The organism is Paraburkholderia diazotrophica (assembly GCF_900108945.1).
In the GTDB taxonomy this organism is placed as follows: Bacteria; Pseudomonadota; Gammaproteobacteria; order Burkholderiales; family Burkholderiaceae; genus Paraburkholderia; species Paraburkholderia diazotrophica.
Window position 1 is genome coordinate 331328 of sequence record NZ_FNYE01000005.1, and the last position, 25247, is coordinate 356574.

General features: G+C 63.7%; 18 protein-coding genes and 1 tRNA gene. 7 read left to right on the top strand and 12 right to left on the bottom strand.

Features of this window, described 5'->3' with window-relative positions:
- The first annotated feature begins 394 nt into the window (after nt 1–394).
- Entirely contained in the window at nt 395–2509 is a 2115-nt protein-coding gene (locus BMW76_RS09860; protein WP_090864931.1) for a M3 family metallopeptidase, read from the top strand.
- Between the two features lie 130 nt (nt 2510–2639).
- Here BMW76_RS09860 and xth read toward each other — a convergent pair whose 3' ends face one another.
- From xth to BMW76_RS09875, 3 genes are all read right to left on the bottom strand, one after another.
- On the bottom strand, nt 2640–3416 hold the full coding sequence (gene xth, locus BMW76_RS09865) for an exodeoxyribonuclease III (RefSeq protein WP_090864932.1): 777 nt from the start codon (nt 3414–3416) through the stop codon (nt 2640–2642).
- Nucleotides 3417–3582: 166 nt separating this feature from the next.
- A tRNA-Met gene (locus BMW76_RS09870) sits at nt 3583–3659 on the bottom strand.
- Between the two features lie 156 nt (nt 3660–3815).
- Nucleotides 3816–4520: an aspartate/glutamate racemase family protein gene (locus BMW76_RS09875; protein ID WP_090864933.1), complete on the bottom strand. Its 705-nt coding sequence runs from the start codon at nt 4518–4520 to the stop codon at nt 3816–3818.
- Between the two features lie 207 nt (nt 4521–4727).
- Here BMW76_RS09875 and BMW76_RS09880 point away from each other — a divergent pair, with 207 nt between their 5' ends.
- The gene (locus BMW76_RS09880; protein ID WP_090864934.1) at nt 4728–6017 is read left to right on the top strand and encodes an amidohydrolase family protein; all 1290 of its coding nucleotides are present in this window, start codon (nt 4728–4730) and stop codon (nt 6015–6017) included.
- A gap of 78 nt (nt 6018–6095) precedes the next feature.
- Here BMW76_RS09880 and ntrC read toward each other — a convergent pair whose 3' ends face one another.
- The 3 genes from ntrC to glnA all read right to left on the bottom strand — a co-directional run bounded on the left by ntrC (nt 6096) and on the right by glnA (nt 10441).
- Nucleotides 6096–7607, bottom strand: coding sequence for a nitrogen regulation protein NR(I) (gene ntrC / locus BMW76_RS09885; protein ID WP_090864935.1), 1512 nt, complete (start codon nt 7605–7607; stop codon nt 6096–6098).
- A 35-nt stretch (nt 7608–7642) separates the two neighbouring features.
- Complete coding sequence (glnL, locus tag BMW76_RS09890; protein ID WP_090864975.1) at nt 7643–8785, bottom strand: nitrogen regulation protein NR(II); 1143 nt, start codon at nt 8783–8785, stop codon at nt 7643–7645.
- A 240-nt stretch (nt 8786–9025) separates the two neighbouring features.
- On the bottom strand, nt 9026–10441 hold the full coding sequence (glnA, locus tag BMW76_RS09895; protein WP_087735501.1) for a type I glutamate--ammonia ligase: 1416 nt from the start codon (nt 10439–10441) through the stop codon (nt 9026–9028).
- Nucleotides 10442–10886: 445 nt separating this feature from the next.
- Here glnA and BMW76_RS09900 point away from each other — a divergent pair, with 445 nt between their 5' ends.
- Nucleotides 10887–11351: a rhodanese-like domain-containing protein gene (locus BMW76_RS09900; protein ID WP_090864936.1), complete on the top strand. Its 465-nt coding sequence runs from the start codon at nt 10887–10889 to the stop codon at nt 11349–11351.
- A gap of 220 nt (nt 11352–11571) precedes the next feature.
- Here BMW76_RS09900 and BMW76_RS09905 read toward each other — a convergent pair whose 3' ends face one another.
- The 5 genes from BMW76_RS09905 to BMW76_RS40240 form a co-directional block, all read right to left on the bottom strand.
- Entirely contained in the window at nt 11572–12408 is an 837-nt protein-coding gene (locus tag BMW76_RS09905; protein WP_090864937.1) for a competence/damage-inducible protein A, read from the bottom strand.
- Between the two features lie 19 nt (nt 12409–12427).
- Entirely contained in the window at nt 12428–13306 is an 879-nt protein-coding gene (locus tag BMW76_RS09910; protein ID WP_090864938.1) for an EI24 domain-containing protein, read from the bottom strand.
- 217 nt (nt 13307–13523) lie between these two features.
- Nucleotides 13524–14507, bottom strand: coding sequence for a sterol desaturase family protein (locus BMW76_RS09915; protein WP_090864939.1), 984 nt, complete (start codon nt 14505–14507; stop codon nt 13524–13526).
- A 102-nt stretch (nt 14508–14609) separates the two neighbouring features.
- Nucleotides 14610–15623 (bottom strand): YVTN family beta-propeller repeat protein, encoded by a 1014-nt coding sequence (locus BMW76_RS09920; protein WP_090864940.1) that lies wholly within the window; start codon nt 15621–15623, stop codon nt 14610–14612.
- Between the two features lie 311 nt (nt 15624–15934).
- The gene (locus BMW76_RS40240) at nt 15935–16168 is read right to left on the bottom strand and encodes a hypothetical protein (RefSeq protein WP_143062235.1); all 234 of its coding nucleotides are present in this window, start codon (nt 16166–16168) and stop codon (nt 15935–15937) included.
- On the opposite strand from BMW76_RS40240, the gene BMW76_RS09925 reads away from it, so the two are divergent.
- Complete coding sequence (locus tag BMW76_RS09925) at nt 16167–17618, top strand: YadA family autotransporter adhesin (RefSeq protein ID WP_090864941.1); 1452 nt, start codon at nt 16167–16169, stop codon at nt 17616–17618. The two genes, BMW76_RS40240 and BMW76_RS09925, sit on opposite strands and share 2 nt — an antisense overlap.
- Before the next feature lie 143 nt (nt 17619–17761).
- Here BMW76_RS09925 and hrpA read toward each other — a convergent pair whose 3' ends face one another.
- Nucleotides 17762–22090, bottom strand: a complete 4329-nt coding sequence (hrpA, locus tag BMW76_RS09930) for an ATP-dependent RNA helicase HrpA (RefSeq protein ID WP_090864942.1) — start codon at nt 22088–22090, stop codon at nt 17762–17764.
- Between the two features lie 23 nt (nt 22091–22113).
- Between hrpA and argA the strand changes: the two genes are divergently transcribed.
- The 3 genes from argA to BMW76_RS09945 form a co-directional block, all read left to right on the top strand.
- Nucleotides 22114–23493: an amino-acid N-acetyltransferase gene (gene argA, locus BMW76_RS09935; RefSeq protein ID WP_090864943.1), complete on the top strand. Its 1380-nt coding sequence runs from the start codon at nt 22114–22116 to the stop codon at nt 23491–23493.
- Nucleotides 23494–23555: 62 nt separating this feature from the next.
- A complete protein-coding gene (locus BMW76_RS09940; protein WP_090864944.1) occupies nt 23556–23831 on the top strand; it encodes an oxidative damage protection protein in 276 nt (91 codons plus the stop codon).
- 721 nt (nt 23832–24552) lie between these two features.
- Nucleotides 24553–25247: MFS transporter (locus tag BMW76_RS09945; RefSeq protein WP_143062236.1), on the top strand; the 695-nt coding region annotated here is incomplete at its 3' end.

Here is a 25247-nt window from a genome sequence, read left to right on the forward strand (position 1 = left end):
GCGGCAATGGAAGGATGCGCAATCGGCGTGAACCGGCGCGAACGACAGGTACATGCGACTTCCACGCGACACTCAGGCGAGCCATACGCCAGACGCACGCACCGATCGTTCAACGATGCGCGAAAATTGCTGTTGCGACCGTTCGCTTGCCCACTTTTCCGTTCTGGTACAAATATGCGTGAGCCCGCCGCTTCTGCGCGCGGGCGACAGTTCTGATAATTTGTGCTGCAACCGATCGATCCCCGCTGGAAATGGCGAATGGCGCCCCAATATGCCCGACAGGACGCCAGACGGCGGCCCGCAGGCGCGCGGGCCGTGCGATGTGCGCCGCTCCGTTTCGGGCCCGGCTGACGGTCATCCGGGCCTTCACTCAACGCGTCAGACAGGAAGCAACATGTCCACATCCCAATCGACATCCGACAATCCGCTCCTCGATTTCTCCGATCTGCCGCGCTTTGGCGAGATCCGCCCCGAACACGTGACGCCCGCGCTCGACGTGCTGCTCGCGGATGCGAACGCCGCCGTCGACCGCGCAAGCGAGCCGTCGACGCCCGCGTCGTGGGCCGACATCGTCGAGCCCGTCGAACGCGCGACGGAACCGCTGTCGCGCGCATGGGGCGTGATCGGCCATTTGAACGCCGTCGCCGATACGCCCGAGCTGCGCGCCGTCTATGGCGAGAACCTGCCGCGCGTCACCGAGTTCTGGTCGAGCGTCGGACAGAATCTCGCGCTCTACGAGAAGTACAAGGCGATCGCCGCCGCCAGCGATTTCGAATCGCTGACGGGCGAGCGCAAGAAGATCCTGAACAATGCGCTGCGTGACTTCCGCCTGTCGGGCGCCGAGCTGCCTGAAGACCAGAAGCCGCGTTTCGCGGAACTGCAGGAGCGTCAGGCCGCGCTGTCGAAGGCGTTTTCGGATCACGTGCTCGATGCGACCAATGCCTACGCGTATATCGCCGAAAGCAAGGACGATCTGGCCGGGCTGCCCGAAGACGTGATCGAAGCCGCCCGCGAAGCGGCCGAGCGCGAGAGCAAGAGCGGCTGGAAGTTCACGCTGCATTTCCCGTCGTATTTCCCGGTGATGCAGTACTCGGAAAACCGCGCGATGCGCGAGACGATGTACCGCGCCTACGTCACGCGCGCATCGGAGCTCGGGCCGCAATACGGCAAGGGCACTACCGACTGGGACAACACGGCGAACATCGCCGAAAGCCTGAAGCTGCGCGAAGAAGAAGCGCATATGCTCGGCTACAAAAACTTCGCCGAAGTGTCGCTCGCGCCGAAGATGGCCGAGTCGCCCGAGCAGGTGATGACGTTCCTCGAAGACCTCGCGACGCGCGCGCGTCCGCACGCCGAGCACGACTGGCAGGAACTGCGCGAGTTCGCCGCTGGCAAGCTTGGCCTCGGCGAATTGCAGCCGTGGGATGTCGCATTCGCCGCCGAGCGTCTGCGCCAGAAGCGCTACTCGTTTTCCGAAAACGAAGTGAAGCAATACTTTCCGGAAGACACAGTGCTCAAGGGCCTGTTCAAGGTCACGGAGACGCTCTTCGGCGTGAAGATCCGCCGCGACGAAGCAGCGACGTGGCATCCGGACGTGCGCTTCTTCCGCGTCGAGAATCAGGACGGCGGCCTCGTCGCGCAGTTCTATCTCGACCTGTACGCGCGCGAAGGCAAGCGCGGTGGCGCATGGATGGACGATGCGCGCTCGCGCCGCAAGCCCGTCGACGGCGCGGTGCAAACGCCCGTCGCGTATCTGACGTGCAACTTCTCGGCGCCCGTCGGCGGCAAGCCCGCCTGCTTCACGCACGATGAAGTGATCACCCTCTTTCACGAGTTCGGGCATGGGCTACATCACATGCTGACGCGCGTCGACGAACTGGGCGTGTCGGGCATCAACGGCGTCGAATGGGATGCCGTCGAACTGCCGTCGCAGTTCATGGAGAACTTCTGCTGGGAGTGGGACGTGCTGAGCGACATGACCTCGCACGTCGATACCGCGCAGCCGCTGCCGCGCGAACTGTTCGACAAGATGCTGGCCGCGAAAAACTTCCAGAGCGGTCTGGGCACGCTGCGTCAGATCGTGTTCTCGATGTTCGACATGAAGCTGCACGTCGACTTCGACACGTCCGGTGCAAAGAGCGCGAACGATCTCGCGCGCGAAATCAACGAGCGCTTCCATGTGATTCCGCAGGCTGCGTTCTCGCGCTGGCCGAATACGTTCAGCCACATCTTCGCGGGCGGCTACGCGGCGGGCTACTACAGCTACAAGTGGGCTGAAGTGCTGTCCGCCGATGCGTACGCGGCATTCGAAGAAGCGGCGCAGTCGGGCACCGGCAGCGTGCTCGATGCGGCGACGGGCACGCGGTATCGCAAGGAGATTCTCGAAGTGGGCGGCAGTCGTCCCGCGATGGAATCGTTCAAGGCATTCCGCGGCCGCGAGCCGAATATCGACGCGCTGCTGCGTCACAACGGCATGGCGCCTGGCGCGGTGCCGGGGGCGGCGCATTGATGTTGCTGCGGGCACGGACGCGCAGCAGGCGCGTTCGCGCGTAGCGCCTTAACGCGGGCGCTCGCGAGTTCTGCTGCAAGACAAGCGGGTTCGGGATGACCGGACCCGCTTTTTTCATGCGCGTGTGCGCTTATTCGGTCAGCGCGGTGACGGGCGCGTGATCCGAAGGCTGATCCCACTTGCGCGGCGTCTTGTCGACGTCGCAGTGCGTACAGCTCGCCGCGAGCGGTTTCGACAGCAGAATGTGGTCGATGCGCAGGCCCGCATTGCGGCGGAACGCGAGCATCCGGTAGTCCCACCACGTGAAGGTTTTCTCGGGCTGCTCGAAGAGCCGGAACGAATCGACGAGGCCGAGTTCGATGAGGCGCTGGAACTGCGCGCGCTCTTCCGGCGACACGAGGTTCTGCCCTTCCCACGCCTTCGGATCATGCACGTCGCGGTCTTCGGGCGCGATGTTGTAATCGCCGAGCAGCGCGAGCTTCGGATACTGCGCCAGTTCGCGCGCGATCCAGACGTGCAGCGCATCGAGCCAGCGCAGCTTGTACGCGAACTTGTCGGTGCCGGGCGCCTGGCCGTTCGGGAAGTAAGCGGAGATCACGCGCACGCCATCGATGGTCGCGGCGATCACGCGCTGCTGCGGGTCGTCGAAGCCGGGAATGTTGCGCACGATGTTGCTTTCATCGACGTTCACGCCATCGCGCACGAGAATGCCGACGCCGTTATAGGTCTTCTGTCCCGCGAACCAGCTGCGGTAGCCCTTTGCTTCGAGTTCGGCGCGCGGAAATTTTTCGTCGGGCAGCTTCAGTTCCTGAAGACAGAGCACGTCGGTCTGGCTGAGTTCGAGCCAGTCGATCACATGCTGCTGCCGAACCTTCAGGGAGTTCACGTTCCACGTGGCTAATTTCATCGCTCGTTCTCGTTCTCTCGGGTGCTGGATGGCATCTTACCGCGATCGCGCGGCGCCGCTCCGTGCGGCAACGTGCGCAGGTAAAAAAGCAAAAGCCCGCAACGCTTGCGGCGATGCGGGCTTCGGATGCTGAGGCCGTGTGGAGCAGGACACGATGCCATGAAACTGGTTGCGGGGACAGGATTTGAACCTGTGACCTTCGGGTTATGAGCCCGACGAGCTGCCAGACTGCTCCACCCCGCGTCAGAGGAAGCGAATTGTACTGATACCCGCGGCACGCGTCAAACACTTGAGCGAATTTTTTTAATCAGATTCTGCTAGAGGCCGGGGACGCTCGCGTAACAGCGACTCACTGTGTGGACTCACTGCACGGACTCACAGAAGGATTCACCGAAGGACTCACCGCGGGTCCGCTTCGATCGCCCAGTCGACGGCCCTTTGTGCATGCAGCGCCGTCGTATCGAAGACGGGCAGCACGGAGTCTTCCTGTTTGATCAGCAGCGTGATCTCCGTGCAGCCGAGAATGACGGCCTGCGCGCCGCGCGCTTTCAAGTCCTCGATCACGCTCCGATAGATGTCGCGCGAAGGTGGCTCGATCACGCCATGACACAGCTCGTCGTAGATGATCCGATGCACGTTCGCACGGCCCTCGTCATCGGGGACCAGCGTATCGAGCCCGAAGCGCTCGCGCAGGCGCCCAGCATAGAACGTCTGCTCCATCGTATAGCGCGTGCCGAGCAGGCCAACACGTTCGACACCCGCCGCGCGCAGCGCTTCGCCCGTCGGGTCGGCGATGTGCAGGAAAGGCACGGTGATCGCCGCCTCGATCGCTTCATGCACGCGGTGCATCGTATTCGTCGCGAGCAGCACGAGATCGGCGCCACCGCGTTCCAGTTGCCGCGCCGCGTCGGCCATCTGCACGCCTAGCGCATGCCAGTCGCCCGCGCGCTGATTCGCTTCAACAGGCGCGAAATCGACGGTCAGCATCAGGCTGCGCGCGTTGTGATGGCCGCCGAGGCGCGCCTTTGCGTGACGGTTCATCAGCCGGTAGTACTCGGCCGACGATTCCCAGCTCATCCCGCCGATCACGCCTATCGTCTTCATATCGCTTCGTGCCCGTTCGTGTTGGTTGCGTGTTGGTTGTGTCCCGTCGCCGAGTATAGGCCGGCGGCGCACGCGCGAGCGGTACGGATCGCGTGCTGCCGGCCGGTACAGCGTGGTCGTTCGTCCTATGCCGTCGGGACGATGCCGGATCGACGCCACACGCACTTGTTCCGCCGATAGAATCGACGTCATGCAAAGGAGCCGCCCATGGACCTGATCATCCGTCGTGCCGTATTGCCGCCCAGCGCGGCGCAACCGAATGTCTTCGTCGACATCGGCATCGAGGGCGGCCGCATCGCCGCTGTCGAGCCGACGCTCGCCGCCACCGCGCGCGAAGAAATCGACGCGAACGGTTCGCTCGTCACGCCGCCGTTCGTCGATGCGCACTTCCATATGGACGCGACGCTCTCGTATGGCTTGCCGCGCGTGAACATGTCCGGCACCTTGCTTGAAGGCATCGCGCTATGGGGCGAGCTGAAGCCGCATCTCACGCAGGAAGCGCTCGTCGCTCGCGCGTTGCAGTATTGCGATTGGGCCGTCGCGCGCGGGCTGCTGGCCATCCGCACGCACGTCGATGTGTGCGACGAGCGCCTGCTCGCCGTCGAAGCGCTGCTCGAAGTGAAGCGCCGCGTTGCGCCTTATATGGATCTGCAACTGGTCGCGTTTCCGCAAGACGGACTGCTGCGCAGCGCGGACGCGTTCGACAATCTCAAGCGCGCGATTGCGATGGGCGTCGACGTGGTCGGCGGCATTCCGCATTTCGAGCGCACGATGGCGGACGGCGCGGAGTCCGTGCGCCTGCTATGCGAGTTCGCAGCCGGGAAAGGCTTGCGCGTCGACATGCATTGCGACGAATCGGACGACCCGATGTCGCGCCATATCGAAACGCTCGCCGCGCAAACGCATCGTCTCGGCATGCAAGGCCGCGTGACAGGCTCGCATCTGACGTCGATGCATTCGATGGACAACTACTACGTCAGCAAGCTGCTGCTGCTGATGCGCGAGGCGGGCGTCGCGGCCATCGCGAACCCGCTGATCAACATCACGCTGCAAGGGCGTTCCGATACGTATCCGAAGCGACGCGGCATGACGCGTGTGCCCGAGATGATGGCGGCGGGCATCGATGTCGCGTTCGGTCACGATTGCGTGATGGACCCGTGGTACAGCCTCGGTTCCGGCGACATGCTCGAAGTCGCACATATGGGCCTGCATGTCGCGCAGATGACGGGCATCGATGCGATGCACGCGTGTTTCGATGCCGTCACGGCAAACGCGGCGCGCATTCTCGGGCTTGAGCGTTATGGCATCGAGCCGGGGTGCGATGCGAACCTCGTCGTGCTCGATGCGCGCGACGCCGTCGAAGCGATACGCTTGCGCGCGGCGCGCCTCGCCGTCGTGAGTCGAGGAAAAGTGGTGAGCCGCGCGCCGGCGGCGCGGGCGCAGCTATCGCTCGAAGGGCGGCCAGCGGAAGTGGACTTCAAGCTGCATCGCGGATAAAAAAGCGGCTCGATGGCGCGTGGCGCCGTCGAGCCGCTTTCATGTACATCGCGCGAGCGCAATGAAAAGCGCCAGCAATCAAGATTCGAGGTTCAACTCCTGGATCTTGCGCGTGATCGTATTGCGTCCGATACCGAGACGCTCCGCCGCTTCCACCTTGCGTCCACGCGTGAAGTCGAGCGCTTCTCGGATCACGGCCGCCTCGAAACGGCGCGACAGCTCGTCCATCACATCGGCGGCATTCTCGCGCAAGAGCTTCGCGACTTCCGTGCGCAGGCCGTTCTCCCATGCGGCGACAGGCGACGGTATCGCCGTGCTGCCCTGCACTGCGGGCGTGCCCAGCAGCGGCGCCGTGCCGTTTGCTACACCTGTGCCCGACGCGGCATCGATCGGTGCCGGCCCGCCGGACGACACGAGTTCCGCGCCCGCCTGTTGCGTCGACACGAGATCGGGCGGCAAGTCCTTGACCTCGATCGTCTGCGCGGGCGCCATCACCGTCAGCCAGTTCGCGAGGTTTTCGAGCTGGCGCACGTTGCCCGGAAACGGCAGCGACGTAAGGTACGCCACCGCCTCGTCCGATACGCGCTTCGGCTCGACGCCGAGATCCCGCGCGCTTTTCTGCAGGAAGTGGCGCGTCAGCAGCGGGATGTCTTCGCTGCGCTCGCGCAAAGCGGGAAGACGCAAGCGGATCACATTCAGCCGGTGATACAGGTCCTCGCGGAACAGGCCCTGGCGCACGCGCGATTCGAGATTCTGATGCGTCGCGGCGATCACGCGCACGTTCGCGCGCAGCGGGTTGTGTCCGCCGACGCGATAGAACTGCCCATCCGACAGCACGCGCAACAGACGCGTCTGCAAATCGAACGGCATATCGCCGATTTCATCGAGAAAGAGCGTGCCGTTCTCAGCCTGCTCGAACCGGCCCTGGCGCATCGCCTGCGCGCCCGTGAATGCGCCGCGCTCGTGGCCAAACAGTTCGGATTCCAGCAGATCTTTCGGAATCGCTGCCGTGTTGAGCGCGATGAACGGACCGTTCGCGCGTGGGCTATGTCGGTGCAACGCGCGCGCGACAAGTTCCTTACCGGTGCCTGATTCGCCCGTAATGAGCACGGTCGCCGCAGAATGCGACAGGCGGCCGATCGCGCGGAACATGTCCTGCATCGCGGGCGCCTGGCCGAGCATCTCCGGCGCTTCGGCGACGCGGTCGTCCCACGTATGCTCGCCGCGCACGCTTTCGTCGACGGCGCGGCGAATCAGTTCGACGGCCTTGTCGACATCGAACGGCTTCGCGAGGTACTCAAATGCGCCGCCCTGGAATGCGGCGACGGCGCTGTCGAGATCCGAGAACGCCGTCATGATGATGACGGGCAGCCCCGGCACGCGGTCGCGCACGGTCTGCAGCAGTTCGAGCCCGGAGCCGCCTGGCATCCTGATATCGGAGACGAGCACCTGCGGGCTATCGTGTTCCAGCGCGCCCGCGGCTTCGCGGACATTCGCGAAACTGCGTGTCGCGAAGTTCTCGCGTGCGAGTGCTTTTTCGAGCACCCAGCGGATCGATTGATCGTCGTCTACTATCCAGATCGGCTTCATATAGGTCCGTCAGAAGTCTTGTATTGCGTGTCGTGTCAGCAGTTGAGCGGCAGCAGGATCTGAAACTCGGTGTGACCAGGACGGCTCTCCACTTCGATCATCCCTTCGTGCTGTTGCACGAATGTCTGCGCGAGCGTCAGGCCAAGACCGCTGCCATCGTCGCGCCCCGATACGAGCGGATAGAAAATGCGCTCGCGAATCTCTTCGGGAATGCCGGGCCCGTTGTCGACGATATGCAAGTCCAGTGCCAGCTTGCAAAGCCGTTTCGCGATGGTCACCTTGCGCGCGACGCGCGTGCGCAACTCGATGCGCGCATCGCCTTGCGAGATGCGTTCGCGCAAGGCTTCAGCCGCATTGCGCACGATGTTCAGCAGCGCCTGGATCAGTTGCTCCTTGTCGCCGCGCAGATCGGGCACGCTCACGTCGTAGTCGCGCTCGATTGTGAGGCCGCGCGGAAACTCCGCGAGAATCACGGCGCGCACGCGCTCACATACTTCGTGAATATTCACGTCCCCGACGATATGCGGATGACGATGCGGTTCGAGCAGCCGGTCGACGAGCGTCTGCAACCGGTCCGATTCCTTGATGACGACCTGCGTGTACTCGCACAACTCGTCGCGTTCGCGAGCACCGAGCTCGAACTCGAGCAGTTGCGCCGCGCCGCGAATGCCGCCGAGCGGATTCTTGATCTCATGCGCGAGATTGCGGATCAGCTGCTTGTTGACGGCCGTCAGATCGTGAATGCGCTCTTCGCGATCCGAGCGCAGATGCCGCTCGTTCTCGAAGAGTTCCAGCAGCACGTAGTCTTGCGCGCTCTCCAGAAAGCCGACGACGGCATGGACATGCAGCGGCTCATGGCCGGGGCGCTCGAGCACGGCATCGAGATGCGTCGCGTGAAAACGGTGCGCGGCGATCGCTGCAATGGTCGCCGTCAGTTCCTCGCCGTTCGCGAAGATGTCGGGCCATGCCATCTGCGTCAGTTGCCGGCGCGACATTTCCAGCATCGATTCCGCCGACGGGTTCGCGAATGCGACCCGCAGCGTTCGCTTGTCGAGCACGAGCACGACCGTGGGCAGCGCCTCGAAGCCCGGCAGCAAACCGGATTCGACGAGCTGCACATCGTCCGACAGTGCGTCGGCATGCCCTTTTCTGGCCTTGATCAGGTTCTTCAGTACCATCTTGCAGTCGGGTAGATAGCGTTGCATGGGGCGGGAGCAGGCGCTCAAGCGCTAACTCCCGCCGACAGCGATGGTGAAGCGGACTTCAGCGCACGCGGTTCAATACGGCAACATCAATCTGCAATAAAACAGTCATCGCTTTGATCCAACGAAAAAGGGACGGCGCCGCCGTCCCTTCATGACCGATCGCAGCGTCGGGCTACGCCTGCCCGCACACGCGCAGGCAAGGCGCAGCGCCTCTTACAGCGAGTAGTACAGTTCGAATTCGACCGGGTGCGTGGTCATGCGCACGCGTTGCAGTTCGCTTTCCTTCAGTTCGATGTAAGCGTCGAGCATCGCATCCGTGAACACGCCACCGCGCGTCAGGAACTCGCGATCCTTGTCGAGTGCTTCCAGCGCCTGGTCGAGGCCGGCACACACGGTCGGGATCTTTGCATCCTCTTCCGGCGGCAGGTCGTACAGGTTCTTGTCTGCGGCTTCGCCCGGATGGATCTTGTTCTGCACGCCGTCCAGACCCGCCATCATCAGCGCGGAGAAGCACAGGTACGGGTTCGCGAGCGGGTCCGGGAAGCGCGTTTCGATACGGCGGCCCTTCGGATTCGGGACGTGCGGAATACGGATCGACGCCGAACGGTTGCGTGCGGAGTAAGCGAGCTTCACGGGTGCTTCGAAGTGCGGCACGAGACGCTTGTACGAATTCGTACCCGGGTTCGTGATCGCGTTCAGCGCGCGAGCGTGCTTGATGATGCCGCCGATATAGAACAGCGCGAATTCCGACAGGCCCGCATAGCCGTTGCCTGCGAACATGTTCTGGCCGTCCTTCCAGATCGACTGGTGAACGTGCATGCCCGAACCGTTGTCGCCGACGACAGGCTTCGGCATGAACGTCGCCGTCTTGCCGTACGTGTGCGCGACGTTGTGGACGATGTACTTCAGCTGCTGCGTCCAGTCAGCGCGCTGCACCAGCGTCGAGAACTTCGTGCCGATTTCGTTCTGGCCCTGGCCCGCCACTTCGTGGTGGTGAACTTCGACGGGGATGCCGATCTGCTCGAGCAGCAGGCACATTTCCGAGCGGATGTCCTGGAACGTGTCGACGGGAGCGACGGGGAAGTAGCCGCCCTTCGTGCCCGGACGGTGGCCCGTGTTGCCGCCATCGAATTCCTTGCCCGACGACCACGGTGCTTCTTCCGAGCCGATCTTGACGAAGCAGCCCGACTGGTCCGTGTTCCACTGGACCGAGTCGAAAATGAAGAATTCCGGTTCCGGACCGAAGAAGGCCGTGTCGCCGAGACCCGTGCTCTTCAGGTACGCTTCGGCGCGCTTCGCGAGCGAGCGCGGGTCGCGCTCATAGCCCTTGCCGTCAGCCGGTTCGACGACGTCGCAGGTCAGCACGAGGGTCGACTCTTCGTAGAACGGGTCGATGTAGGCGGTGTTCGCATCCGGCACGAGCAGCATGTCCGACGCTTCGATGCCCTTCCAGCCGGCAATCGAAGAACCGTCAAATGCATGGCCGCTTTCAAACTTGTCTTCGTCGAATGCCGACACCGGCACCGAAACGTGTTGCTCCTTGCCGCGCGTGTCGGTGAAACGGAAGTCGACAAACTTGACGTCCTCGTCCTTGACGAGTTGCATGACGTCGGCCACGGATTTACTCATAACCTATCTCCTGATTAACGAATTCGGCGGGTTGAGCCGCCGCCCAATCTAGCTGACCAGCCCCGACGCGTCCACCCCTCGAATACCGGCATCCCGGGGTCGACCGTTTCTGGCGTCGGGCCAGTCCGATCGGGACCATTAAAGCAGCTTCCATGCCACGTTTTTGTCGAGCATCCGCCGACTCGTTACTGCGCCAACGCCCACGCGCCTTTGCGGGGAATCGGCGCACACCGTTTGCGGGAATTACGCGGCCAGAAACTGCCTCGCTGCACCATCGATGTGCACTATAAAAATCCGCATCTGCTTAATAGACCGTTTTGGTGCATTGAGTGCATTTTGCACCAGAATGAAGCAGCACCGCGCCATCGATCCATATACCCAATTGTGCGCCCCGCATGCGCGTGCTTGCTAGAATGATTTTTTGGCTCCAAGGAGATCTGCTGTCATGAGTACGCTCGAACAGTTGTACAGCCAGGCTGAAAAGCGCCGCGTCGAAAACCAGCTTCCGTATGCGGGCGCCGTCACGCCTGCCGAAGCGTTCGAGCTTCTGCAACTCGACCCGCGCGCGCGCCTCGTCGACGTCCGTACGCGCGCCGAGCTGGATTGGGTCGGCCGTCCCGTCGTCGGCGACGGCCAGTATGCGCACGTCGAATGGACGCGCTATCCGGGCGGCGTGCCGAATGTCGAATTCATCGACCAGCTGCGCCAGGTCGCGACACCCGATACGCCCGTGCTGCTCCTGTGCCGCAGCGCCGCGCGCTCGAAGCTCGCCGCGATTGCAGCGACGCAGGCCGGCTTTACGAAGGCGCTGGATCTGCTCGAAGGCTTCGAAGGCGACAAGGATGGCCAGGGGCATCGCAAGATGGTATCGGGCTGGTGTTTCCGCGGCCTGCCGTGGATCGGCGCGTAAGACGCACGACTCGTGCATGACTCGAATACGACGAAGCGAAGCCGACGGCTTTCCAGAATCGCGCGGCGCACGGTGTGAACCGTGCGCCGCTTTCGTTTGCGCTTCCTTTCGTTTGCGCTTCCATTTGAATCGTCCGCGTGCGATGTGACACGCGAATGATGTTCCAGACGGCGCGCGTTGCACGCGCCGTTCGCGCACCGCCGATATTGCCTCGACGCAATCAGCCGCGCGGCTGGGCTTGTGCCGTCGCCGTTTCGAGCTCGACGATATCGCCGCCGAGCAGATGCACGCCTTCGCGCAGTTTCACGAACGCCGCAGCGACGGCCTCGGGCTCGCCCTTCACGCCGAGATCGATGTGACGGCGCGCATAGATGCCGCCGCGCTCCGCATCGCCGACGCTCGGCAGGCTAAACACGCGCACGCCCGGAAAGTCGTGCTCGATCTTTTCCATCAATGGCGTCAGCGTCGACTCGGGCAGTTCGAAAACCAGCAGCGACTTCTCCGCATGCGGAGTCGAATGATGCAGATGCGCGTACTTCGTATCCAGCACCCACTCGATCATCGGCCAGGCCATCACAGGAAAGCCGGGCACGAAATGGTGATCGCCGACAGAGAAGCCAGGAATCTTGTTGTAGCCGTTCGGAATGATCGATGCGCCGCGTGGGAACGTGCCCATGTTCAGCCGATGCAGATTCTCGGGCGAATTGAAATCGATGAGGGTCGGCGCGTTGGCGGCATGCATCTCGCGGATGCGCTCCTGAATCAGCACTTTCGCTTCCGGATGCAGTTCGAGCGGCACGGCGAGCGCGGCGGCAGCGCATTGGCGCGTGTGATCGTCCGGCGTCGCGCCGATGCCGCCCGTCGAGAACACGACATCGCCCGATGCGAACGAACGGCGCAGCGTCGCCGTGATGCGCGCGGGATCGTCGCCGATATATTCGGCCCATGAAAGCGACAGCCCGCGCGCGCTCAGAAGCTGGATAACTTTAGGCAGATGCTTGTCGACACGCCTGCCCGACAGGATTTCATCGCCGATGATGATGACGCCAAATGCCATTGCAGCCTCTTGTCCAGTGTCAGTAGGAAATGCGCGCCGGGTCCCGCGCACCGTAAGGACCATCGTGTGGACCGTCCCGACCGTGATGACCGTTCGCGCCGTGCTCTTCGGCGCGCATCCGCTGCAGCGCGCGCAGGCAGTAGAAGCCGAACCACAGCGCCGTAAACACCAGGATGAAAGCATAGATCCAGATGGTCGCCGCGGTCATGACGGGAAACAGCACGATCAGCCAGACAGACGACGCCCAGATGAGCGTCGGCAGCGAGCCGAGCAGCCCGCTCGCCACGCCGATCAGCAGCAGCGGCAAACGATGCCGGCTCACGAGCGCGCGCCGCTCTTCGCTGCTCGCGTGCAGCGCGAGCGCGTCGTACGTCATCACGCGATACGTGAGCCAGCCCCACAGCAGCGGCGGGATCAGCGCGAAGAAAGGAGGAATCAGCCACAGGGGCAGCGTGACCACGAGCACGACGAGGCACACGAGCGTCGTCCAGACGGCATGGACGAGACTGCCGTACCACGTGCCGCCCCGCCGCATCTCCAGCCCGGCGAACTGACGCGTCGACAGGTGCCGGATCACGGCGGGCATCGACAGCGTTGCAATCAGCAGCAGCACCGTCACGACGATGAGCGGGATCGCGACGGCAATCACGATGAACGGCGCAACGGCCGCATGCAGCGATGAAAACCCGAGCCAGTCGAATAGCCTGTACAGCGTTGTCGTGAGCGGCCAGCCTTCGAGCCAGCCGCGCGTCGCGCCGATCAGCGTCTGCCAGGAAAACCAGAGGACCACGCCCCAGACGATCGCCGCCGCCGCAAACGGCATGAACGTCAGCCAGAGCATGCGCGGATGCAGCACGGAAGAAAGCGCGCGCCCGAACGAGCGCAAGAGGTCATTCATGCGAAGTCAGTGACGGTAGCCGGAACGCAGTGAAAAGAAGAAAACGTGGACAGGATAAACCACGTCGAGTTCGGACGGCGAATGCAGGACTAGCGGTGTGGATAGCAAGGTACGTGCGCCGCTGCGCCGGCTTGATGCACGCACGCGAGGCTGGCATTACCGGGCGCGCGTGCGCTTGTGAAAGAGGCAATGGAGAAAGTTGCGTCGACAGCGCGCGTCAGGCCGCGCGCCGCTGCTTCTTGCCGCCGATACGCTGCGCGATGCGCACGAACGCCAGCCAGTGCTGCGCCCAGAAGCCTTCGCCGTAGCGCCGGCCGCTGAGCTGATCGCGGATGCCCGTCGGCTCCATCTCGCGGCTCCACGACGCGCTGCCGAATATCATGTCCCACCACGGAAAGAGCACGCCGAAATTGCAGCCGTACTTCAAGCCTTCGTGGCCATAGCCGATCGCGTGATGACGTCGGTGGAACGTCGGGCTGACGAGCAGGCGCTCGCCGAGCCAGCCGAAGTACATGCGAATGTTCGCGTGCTGCACGCTCTGCGCAAGATTCGTGACGGCAACCAGCACGACGAACTGCGACGGCGGCACGCCGATGAAGAGCGCGATGACCGCGAAGAAGCACGCTTGCAGCAGATCGTCGAGCAGATGGTTGCGGTCGTCGGCCCAGAGCGACATCTGCTGCTGGCTGTGATGCACCGCATGCAGTTCCCACCAGACGCCGATGCCATGCTGCCCGCGGTGATACCAGTAGCCGGCGAAATCGAGCACCAGCAGATACATGATGAACGTGACGATCGGCTGCGTCGTCACGCCGGGCCACAGATTGTCGAGCTCGATGTTCGCGATGCCATGCAGGCGCAGCCAGCCTTGCACCGAGTCGAAAAACGGCTGCAGCGCGAAAAAGAAAAACAGGTTGAGAATGCCGAGCTTCGCGATCCACGTGTACAGCACGTCGACGCGCACCGCCTTGCGGTCCCTCCACTGCTCCACCGGCCGCAGCGCTTCGAGCGGCCGCAGCAGCGCGTACATCGCGAGCACTTCCAGCACGCCGACGATCACCCAGTAGAGGCTGTCGTACGTGTCTTCGTCGTAGTCCATCAGGTCGAAGCGAAACAGCAGCGGCTGCACGACATCGATGTACAGCAGCGTCTGGATCGACGAGATGAAGCTATCGAGATTGGAAACGATCAGATGGAACATCGTGCTCTTCGTCGTTCGGCGTTACCCATGACTTTACCGCCTGGCGTCACGGCTCGCAGGCGGGCGCTCAGGCGAGGCGCGCCGCCCGCGTGGTATGCCGCGTTACGCGCCGTTCGGCGCGGTGACGGGCGCGCGATCGAAGAAATAGATGCCGTGCGGCGAGCGGCCCACGGCGATCGTCTGGATCAGCTTGCGCGTGCTCAGGTCGATCACGCCGACATGCTTCGCGAAACGGAACGTCACCCACAGATACCGTTTGTCCGCGGAAAGTTCCATGTCGTCCGGTCCCGGCATCAGGCCCGTGATGTCGCCGACGTTGGTGAGCGTGTCCTCGTCGATGATGCTGATCGTGCTCGCCACCCGGTTCGACACCGCGACGTGCTTGCCGTCGGCGAGCGAGCGGAAGTTGTGCGCGCCCTTGCCTGTCGTGATCGTCTTCACGACCTTCTGGTTTCGCCAGTCGACGACAGCAACATAGTCCGCGCCCGTCATGCCGACGAGCAGGTACTTGTCACCGGGCGTCATCCACAGGCCCGCCGGCACCTTGCCGACTTTCATCTTCCACTTGACCGTCTGCGTGGCGAGATCGACGGCCGCCAGTTCGCCCGATACCTGCAGCGTGATGAACACCGTCTTGCTGTCGTTTGTGAACGCGATGTGGCTCGGCATCACGGCGAGCGGCAGACGGTTCGCCAACGTCATGTTGTGGCCGTCGTAGTGGTAAATGTCGAGCCGGTCGAGGCGCAGGCCCGTCGTCACGAGCCATTTGCGATCGGGCGAGAAACCGATCTGATACGGATCTTCGACATTCTCGATCCAGCGCTGCAGCCTGCCCGTTTTCGGGTCGACGAACATCAGATTGTTCGAAACCGAATTCGCGACGATCAGCGAGGAGTTATCCGGCGTCGCCATCAGGTGATGCGGCTCCTTGCCGGTCGGCACGGTATCGACGACCTGACGCGTCGCTTCGTCGATCAGGCTCAGTGTGGCTTCGCCGGAATTGAGCACGATCACGTTGTTCGCATGAACTGCCGGGGAGAAGAAGCTTGCTGCCGCGACGAGTGCCGCGCCGGCTGCAAACGTGCGGGTCAAGCCGGGAAGGGAAAATTTGCGCATGGAAACTCACATCAGGGGACAGTCGCCATTGTAGAACGTTTGCACCGCCCAACGGTTGACCTGGATCGCGGAAAATCAGGCACTTGCGGCGTGTTGCCACAAGGGCTTCGAGCGATCCGATGCGGGCATTTTTGCCGTTGGTGCGCTGGCCCGAACGTCGACGTTCGCATTGCCGAATCGATCCAATGTCTGCCTTTGAAATTCCAGTGCCGATCACCAATCCGGCTATAAAACAGTGAGTAAAAGCGGATTAATCACCGCCCGATTTCACTCATTACAGACCGAAAATTCAGATCGTTATTAATTAAGAATTACCTCATATCGACGCCTCGTCGTTCGCCACAAAAATCCGTGAACGCAATACCCGTTTTGATGCTTCCCAGCAAAACGGATGCGCGCCGGCCAGCACGGGCCGAACAGGTCCGTGTCTTCGCAAGCATCTTTTCCATTCCAGCCAAGCGGGTCTTGCCATAGCCGATGTTTGTCCAGCCGCCGGGCGTTTCCGAGTGATTGCTGTTCTGCTTTAACCGGAGCTTTTGAGGCATGAGAATAACGATTGAAATGGCGCAAACTCATTTCGCGCACCATTGCGCCGTCCTGCAAGAAGTCGAAAGACAGCCAGCGACACGCATGCGCCGACGCGCGCAACTGATGCTCGCGTGCCTGGTGCTGTCGTCCGCAGCGGCCAACGCGAACGCCCAGGTGTTGGCTGGCAGTGGTTCGGTCGCTGTCGACACGACGGGCGTTGCGCTCGGCAATACCGCGTATTCCGGCGGCGTGGATGCGCTGGCCGCCGGCGACACGTCGACGGCGTCCGGCAACAATGCGACGGCGATCGGCGCGCATGCGCGCGCAATGGCAGGCGCGTCAACCGCGCTGGGCGACACCGCCCAGGCGAACGCGTTCCAGTCGCTCGCGCTCGGCGCGAACTCGATGGCGACCTTCAGCAACAGCATCGCATTGGGCTCGGGCTCGGTCACGCTGTTCGGCACGCAGATCGGCTATACGGCTTTCGGGTTGACTGCGCCGCAATCGTCGTCTGGTGAAGTCAACGTCGGCAACCGTACGATCAGTACCGTCGCGCCGGGACGCGCAGATCAGGACGCAGTCAACGTGGCGCAACTGAAGGCCGTCGCGAACAGGTTCGACGGCGAGTTGAAAGTGGTCAACACGAGGCTCGACAACGAACTGGGTGCCGCGACAAAGCGAGCTGACGGCGCGGTGATGTACGACCGCAACCCCGACGGCACAATCGACCACGACAGCGTCACGCTACAAGGCGCCCCGGCGAACGGCGGCACCCGCATCCACAACGTCGCGGATGCGATCGATGCCCACGATGCCGTCAATCTCGGCCAGCTTTCTGCGCTGCTCGACAGCGCCGTCGGCAACATCACGGCGAACACGTCGAATCCGATGTTCAGCGCCGAAGGCTCGCCCGCCACTGAACCGGCAGTGGCCAGCGGCACGCACTCCATCGCCGCGGGCGCCAATGCGCAGGCCAGCGGCGCGAATGCGGTGGCGCTGGGCGCGGGCTCGAATGCGGGCGCGGACAATTCAGTCGCGCTCGGCCAGGGCTCGGTCGCCGATCGCTCGAATACCGTGTCCGTCGGCGCGGCTGGCGAGGAGCGGCAGATCACGAACGTCGCGGCGGGCGTCCAGGGCACGGATGCCGTCAACGTCAGCCAGTTGAACCGGAGCGTGAGCAGCGCAGTCGGCCAGGCAAAAAGCTATACCGACGATAAAGTGCGCTCCGTCCGCAAAGACGGCTACGGCGGCGCAGCCGCGGCGATCGCGATGGCGGGCCTGCCGCAAGCGGTGCTGCCGGGGCATGGCATGGTCGCGCTCGCGGCGGGTACGTATGGCGGACAGTCGGCGATGGCGGTCGGCGTGTCGCAACTGTCGGACACGGGCAAGTGGGTGTACAAGCTCCAGGGCACAGCGAGCTCGCGCGGTGAGGTCGGCGCGTCGATCGGCGCGGGGATGCACTGGTAAGACGCGTGTCACCTCGCGAGTGAGCGAACGACGAAAATCACAGGGTGTGATTTTGCCCATGTGATTTTCGTCCGAAATCGCGAGGCCACGCCACACTGCGCAACAAGCGCTCCAATGCGCGTCATCCCGCGCGCCGAACTCCGTCACCGCTGCATCGATTCCCAGACCTTGTAGAGCCGCTTGACGGAGACAGGCATCGGCGTGCGCAGTTCCTGCGCGAAGAGCGACACGCGCAACTCTTCGAGCAGCCAGCGGAATTCGGCGAGCCGCGTATCCGGCACGCCGCCGCGCTGCGCGAGCGCGCGCTGGTAATGCTGCGCGAGCGGCTGCAATTCCGCCGACTGACGCGCGTCGCGCGCCGGATCGGCTTTCAGCTTGTCGATGCGTAGCGCAATGCCCTTCAGATAGCGCGGAAAATGGCTCAGCTGCGTGTACGGCGTATCGACGATAAAACGCTTGCCGATCAGCGCATCCAACTGGTTCTGCATGTCCGCGTAAGGCGCGGCGAACGGCTTCGCCTGCGCCAGCTTTTTGACGACAGCCGTGTACTCGCCAAGAATCAGTCCGCCGAGGCGCGCAATCTCTTGCGCGAGCAGCGTCAGCCGGCTGCGGCCTTCGTCCTTGCGCGCGTGGAAGCTCGCGTCGTCGTCGGGCAGCGGCTCTTGCAGACACGCGCGGTCGAGCGCCGTATCGATCAGCTGATCGCGCAGCTCTTCCTGCGTGCCGCGCGGCATGAACTGCATCGCCATTTCGCGCAAGCCCGGCAGGTTCTTTTCGAGGTACTTGATCGGCTCGCGCAACTGCAACGCGAAGAGCCGCCGCAGCCCCGCTCGATGGATGCGCGCAGCCTCGTCGGGTGAATCGAACACTTCGACGTCGCAATGCGAGCCGCGATCGACGAGCGCCGGATAGCCGAACAGCGTCTGCCCGCCCCGGCGGATTTCGAGCAGTTCGGGCAGCTTGCCGAAATTCCACGTCGTCAGGTTTTCGTAGAGCGCGGTTGCGGATGCCGCGGCCGATTCGGCCGTCGACTGCGTGTGCGGCGCGCTCGAAGCGCTTCGCGCGGCAGTGCTGTTCGTACCACGCGAGCCATCGCCCGTCGCGCCGCGCGCAGGCGCGCCGCCACTCGAAGCCGCATTGGCGAGCGCCGCCCCTGCCGCGCTCGCCGCGATCTTCTGGAAATGCTGTTGCGCCTGGCCGCCGAGTTCCGCGCGCAATTGCGCGAGATTGCGGCCCATCGCGAGCTGACGGCCATGCTCGTCGATGACCTTGAAGTTCATGAACAGATGCGGCGCGAGCGTTTCGAGCTTGAAGTCCGACTGCTTCATCGCGACCTGCTTCTGCTCGCGGACATCGGCGATCAGCGCATCGAGCAGACCGCCCGTGCCGAAGCGCGGGCCGTCATGACGCTCGACGAAGCCCGCCGCGTACTCCGGCAGCGGCACGCAATGGCGGCGCAGCTTCTGCGGCAACGACTTGAGCAACAGTTGCGTCTTCTCTTTCAGCATGCCCGGCACGAGCCACTCGACGCGCCGCGCATCCACCTGATTCAGCGCGAAGAGCGGCACGGCGAGCGTCACGCCATCGCGCGGCGAGCCCGGTTCGAAGTGATACGTCAGCGCCATCTCGACGCCCGACATCGTCATCCGCTTCGGGAACAGATCCGTTGTGACGCCCGCCGCTTCGTGGCGCATCAAGTCGTCGCGCGACAGATAGAGCAGACGCAGCTTGTCTTCCTGCTGCCCGCGCTTCTTCACTTCGTCGCGATACCAGCGCTCGAACGCCGCGCCCGTGTAGATGCCGTTCGGAATCGCCTGATCGTAGAACGCGTAGATGAGTTCGTCGTCGACCAGCACGTCCTGCCGGCGCGACTTGTGTTCCAACTGCTCGATCTCGCCGAGCAGCTTGCGGTTGTGCGCGAAGAACGCGAGCTTCGTGTCGAACTCGCCTTCGACGAGCGCGCCGCGAATGAACAGCTCCCGCGCGCGCGCCGGGTCCTGCTTGCCGAAGCTCACGCGCCGCCGGTGATAGACGGGCAAGCCGTACAGCATCGCGCGCTCGAAGGCCGACACCTGCGCGGCGCGCTTTTCCCAATGCGGCTCGGAGAGCGACTTCTTCAACAGATGTGCGCCCACCCGCTCGACCCACTCCGGTTCGATCTTCGCGATACAACGCGCGTACAGCCGGCTCGTCTCGATCAGTTCCGCCGCCATCGCCCACTTGCCCGCCTTCTTCACGAGCGCCGAGCCCGGCCACAGATAGAACTTGATGCCGCGCGCGCCGAGATAGTACGGCTCGTCGTCGGCTTTGAGGCCGATGTTGCCGAGCAGGCCCGTCAGCAGCGCAAGATGGATCTGCTCGAAAGTCGCGTCGCTTTCGTTCAGGCGCCAGCCATGCTCGCGCACCACCGTCAGCAGTTGCGAATGCACATCGCGCCATTCGCGCAGACGCAGATGCGACAGAAAATTCTGCCGGCATGCATCGGTTAGCTGCCTGTTCGACTTCTTGTGCGCGACGGCCTCTTCGAACCACGCCCAGATCTTGAGCCATTGCAGGAACTCCGAGCGCTCGTCCGCGAACTTGCGATGCGCCTGGTCCGCCTGCTCCTGCGCGTCGATCGGGCGGTCGCGCGGGTCCTGCACCGACAGCGCGCTCGCGATGATCAGCACTTCGCGCAGCGACTGCTGGTCGCGCGCGGCGAGAATCATCCGGCCGACGCGCGGATCGAGCGGCAGACGCGCGAGCTCGCGGCCGAGCGGCGTCAGCGCGTTGTCGTCGTCGACGGCGCCGAGTTCGTTGAGCAGTTGATAACCGTCGGCGATTGCGCGCCCCGGCGGCGGCTCGATGAACGGGAACGTTTCGATCGCCGTCAGATGCAGCGACTTCATCCGCAAAATGACGGCGGCCAGCGACGAACGCAGAATCTCGGGGTCCGTGAAGCGCGGCCGCGCCGCGAAGTCGGTTTCGTCGTAGAGACGAATGCAGATGCCGTCGGCGACGCGGCCGCAGCGCCCTGCCCGCTGGTTCGCGGCCGCCTGCGAGATCGGCTCGACCTGCAACTGCTCGACCTTGTTGCGGTACGAGTAGCGCTTCACGCGCGCGAGGCCCGTGTCGATCACATAACGGATGCCGGGCACCGTCAGCGACGTTTCGGCGACGTTGGTCGCGAGCACGATGCGCCGCGCGTTCGACGGACGAAACACGCGCTCCTGTTCGGCCGCGGAGAGCCGCGCGAACAGCGGCAGGATTTCCGTGTGCGGCGGATGGTGCTTGCGCAGCGCCTCGGCCGCGTCGCGAATCTCGCGCTCGCCGGGCAGGAACACGAGCACGTCGCCGGGGCCTTCGCGGCACAGTTCGTCGGCGGCTTCGACAATCGCGTCCATCAGATCGCGATCCGTCTCGCGCTGCGTTCTCGGACGATCCTGACGATCGCCGCGCTCGCGGCCCGAGTGGCCTTCCGCTGCTTTCACAGCCGGCGAATCTTCAGCGACGGCGCGATAGCGCACTTCGACGGGATAGAGCCGCCCGCTCACTTCGATCACGGGCGCGGGCTTTTCTTCGCTGCCGAAATGGCGCGCGAAACGGTCGGCATCGATGGTCGCCGACGTCACGATCAACTTCAGATCGGGACGCTTCGGCAGGATTTCCTTCAGATAGCCGAGCAGAAAATCGATGTTCAGGCTCCGCTCGTGCGCTTCGTCGATGATCAGCGTGTCGTAGGCCTTCAGCAGCGGATCGGTCTGCGTTTCCGCGAGCAGAATGCCGTCCGTCATCAGCTTGACGGAGGCACCCGGCGCGAGATTGTCGGTGAAGCGCACCTTGTAGCCGACCACTTCGCCGAACGGCGTGCCGAGTTCCTCGGCGATGCGCCGGCCCGTCGCCGACGCCGCGATCCGGCGCGGCTGCGTATGGCCGATCAGTCCGCTGCCGCCCGCGCCGAGCCCGCGTCCGAGCGCGAGGCAGATTTTCGGCAACTGGGTCGTCTTTCCCGAACCCGTCTCGCCGCTGACGATCACGACCTGATGGCCGTCGATCGCGCGCGCAATTTCCTCGCGTCGGCCTGAGACGGGCAACGCTTCAGGGAACGTGATGGGCGGGATCGGATTCGGTTCGATTGCGCGTGCGGGCTTGTGCGGTTCGCGCGGGCCTGTGCGCGGCTTTTCACGCGGCTTTTCATTTTGCTGGCCGGCGGCGTGCTTGCCACCCTGAGCGCGCTGCTGACCGTGCGGGTCGCTTTTCGCACGCTCGTGAGCAGAGCCCGCTTCTTTCTTCGTCGCGTCACCGCGCGCGGAATCGCCCGCACGCGGCGCATTCGCAGCATTCACGGAAACGTCGCGACGCGAAGCCTCGCCGCGTCCATCGCGCGGCGCGTTGTGACGCTCGCGCGGCGTCGCCTTTGCGGCGTCTTTCGCAGCAGCGTCAGCCGCGTTTTTCGTATCGGCTCCAGCGGAGCTTTTGGGTACATTCGACATGGGGGCGCATTATAATCCGGGGCATGAATTCCCAAACCGACCTCGTCCCCTCGCCCGCCAGCTCGCCGGCCTCGTCCAGCGACGCGGAAATCCTGCTGCAGCACGCGCAATTCGTCGACTGGATGCGATCGGTCGCGCCGTATATTCACGCGTTCCGAAACAAGACGTTCGTCGTCGGGTTTGGCGGCGAAGTCGTGCATCAGGGGCTGCTCAACGCGCTCGTCTCCGACATCGCGCTGTTGCAGGCCATGGGTATCCAGATCGTGCTCGTGCACGGGTCGCGTCCGCAAGTCGAAGAGCAGATGAGCCTGCACGGCGTCGAATCCGAGTTTTCGCACGGCATGCGCATCACCGATGCGCGCGCGCTCGAATCCGCGAAGGAAGCGGCGGGCGAAGTGCGTCTCGACATCGAGGCCGCGATCAGCCAGGGCTTGCCGAACACGCCGATGGCGCACGCACACATCAGCGTGGTGTCAGGCAACTTCGTGACGGCGCGCCCGGTCGGTATTCTGGACGGGGTCGATTTCCAGCACACGGGTGTCGTGCGCAAGATCGATGCCGAGTCCATCCGTCACTCGCTCGCGAGCCGCAAGCTCGTGCTGCTGTCGCCGCTCGGCTTCTCGCCGACGGGCGAAGCGTTCAATCTGGCGATGGAAGACGTCGCGTCGGCGGCCGCGATTGCGCTGCGCGCGGACAAGATCGTGTTCCTCACCGAAACGGAAGGCCTGCTCGACGAAGAAGGGACGCTGGTCCGCGAAATGTCGCTAGACGACGCTTACCGGCTGCACGAAAGCGGCGCAGTGACGGGCGACGCCGGTTTCTATCTGAAGCACTCGATCCGCGCATGCCGCGGCGGCGTGGCGCGCGCGCACATCATTCCTTATGCGCTCGACGGCAGCCTGCTGCTGGAACTGTTCTTGCACGACGGCGTCGGCACGATGATCTCGTACGAGAACCTCGAGAGCCTGCGCGAGGCGACGCCCGACGACGTCGGCGGCATTCTCACGCTGATCGAGCCGCTGGAGACGGACGGCACGCTCGTGCGGCGCGGACGTCACCAGATCGAGCGCGACATCGACCATTTCTCGGTGATCGAGCACGACGGCGTGCTGTTCGGCTGCGCGGCGCTGTATCCGTACCCGCAGGAGCGCATCGGCGAAATGGCTTGTCTGACAGTCGCTCCCGAAGCGCAGGGCTCGGGCGATGGCGAGCGACTCCTGAAGCGCATCGAGCAGCGCGCGCGGGCGCGCGGCCTCACACGCATCTTCGTGCTGACGACGCGCACCGAACACTGGTTCCTCAAGCGGGGCTTCGTAAAGGCCACCGTCGACGATCTGCCCGAAGATCGCCGCCGGCTCTACAACTGGCAGCGCAAATCGCTCGTGCTGATGAAACAGCTCTGAACGCTCAACATAACGCCCTATCGCGCGACGCCGTCCCATATCGATTACAGGAGAAGCACAGCATGACTCGCATGGTTCAATGCACGAAGCTCGGCAAGGAAGCCGAAGGTCTCGATTTCCCGCCGCTGCCGGGCGAACTCGGCAAGCGGATCTACGAGAGCATTTCGAAAGAAGCGTGGCAGCAGTGGCTGAAGCAGCAAACGATGCTGATCAACGAAAACCGGCTGAACATGGCCGATCCGCGCGCGCGCCAGTACCTGATGAAGCAGACGGAGAAGTTCTTCTTCGGCGAAGGCGCCGATCAGGCTTCGGGCTACGTGCCGCCGTCGCAAGGCTGAGCGGTCGCTGCGAGCCCAACGGTACAAAAATCCGCGCTTCGGGCGCGGATTTTTTTCGCGCGTACCTGTTTGTGCCTTGCAGGCGCGCTGGCGAAAATTGAACGAAACCGTTAATCCCACCCTACGTCTTCAGCCGCCCCGAATTCGCGCAATCCTCCTGCTGACAAGGGATTGCCCGACATTCCCGCCCCTTGCCGGACGGGCGGTTTGCACGATCCTCGCTCATCGTGCTATCATGTGCATCGTTCTAACAGCATTAACCCTTCATTCGCGTTCAGTTCATAACCCGGCACGGGCATCGTCCAGCCGTGCGTGGGTTCGGATTGAACTGTTTTTATACAAGAAGGCTTGTCGGTTGTTTCGTTGCAAGTCGCGTCAAGGGAACTGACGCGATCCAGAGCGACGCCTCGCCGGCCTTTTTCGTTTCAAGCCTTTCAAGCGGCGTGAGCGCACTGCGTGCGTGAATGTCCTCCGGTATCTGTCCCCCTGCAAGGCCACGCGGATACCACCGTTTAGCAGCAACCCCACGAGTGCAATTTCGCGACGACCTTCGCGCTGCACGGGCGTCATTTTCTCTGCGCGAGTGCCCCGCACGTTTGCGCAGTGCGCCCTTGCGCGGTCCGCGCCAGGCACGATGCCTTTGGCGGCGCGCGAAACTGTACTTCCAGCAATCCGTGGCGGAGCGCTTACGCGTTCGGCCGCAGTCATAGGAGCTTTAACCTTGACCGCTTCCAGCAACGGCTTCTGGCGACACAAGACCAACGACAACAGCCTCACCCTCGACGACATCACGGTCGTCGACAACACCCTTCTCAAGCGTGCCGTCGGCGCGATGGCGCTCGGCAACGCGATGGAATGGTTCGACTTCGGCGTGTACAGCTACATCGCCGTCACGTTGGGCAAAGTGTTCTTCCCGTCGAGCAGTCCGTCCGCGCAGCTGATCGCCACGTTCGGCACGTTTGCCGCCGCGTTCCTCGTGCGCCCGATCGGCGGCATGGTGTTCGGCCCGCTTGGCGACCGCATCGGCCGCCAGCGCGTGCTCGCAATGACGATGATCATGATGGCCCTCGGCACCTTCGCGATCGGCCTGATCCCCGGCTACGGCTCGATCGGCATTCTCGCGCCCGTGCTGCTGCTCGTCGCGCGCCTCGTGCAGGGCTTCTCGACGGGCGGCGAATATGGTGGCGCGGCCACCTTCATCGCCGAGTTCTCGACCGACCGCCGTCGCGGCTTCGCGGGCAGCTTTCTCGAATTCGGCACGCTGGTCGGCTATATCCTCGGCGCGGGCACGGTGGCCGTGCTGACGTCCTCGCTGTCGCAGGACGCGCTGCTGTCGTGGGGCTGGCGCGTGCCGTTCTTTATCGCCGGGCCGCTGGGTCTCGTGGGCCTGTACATCCGGATGAAGCTCGAAGAAAC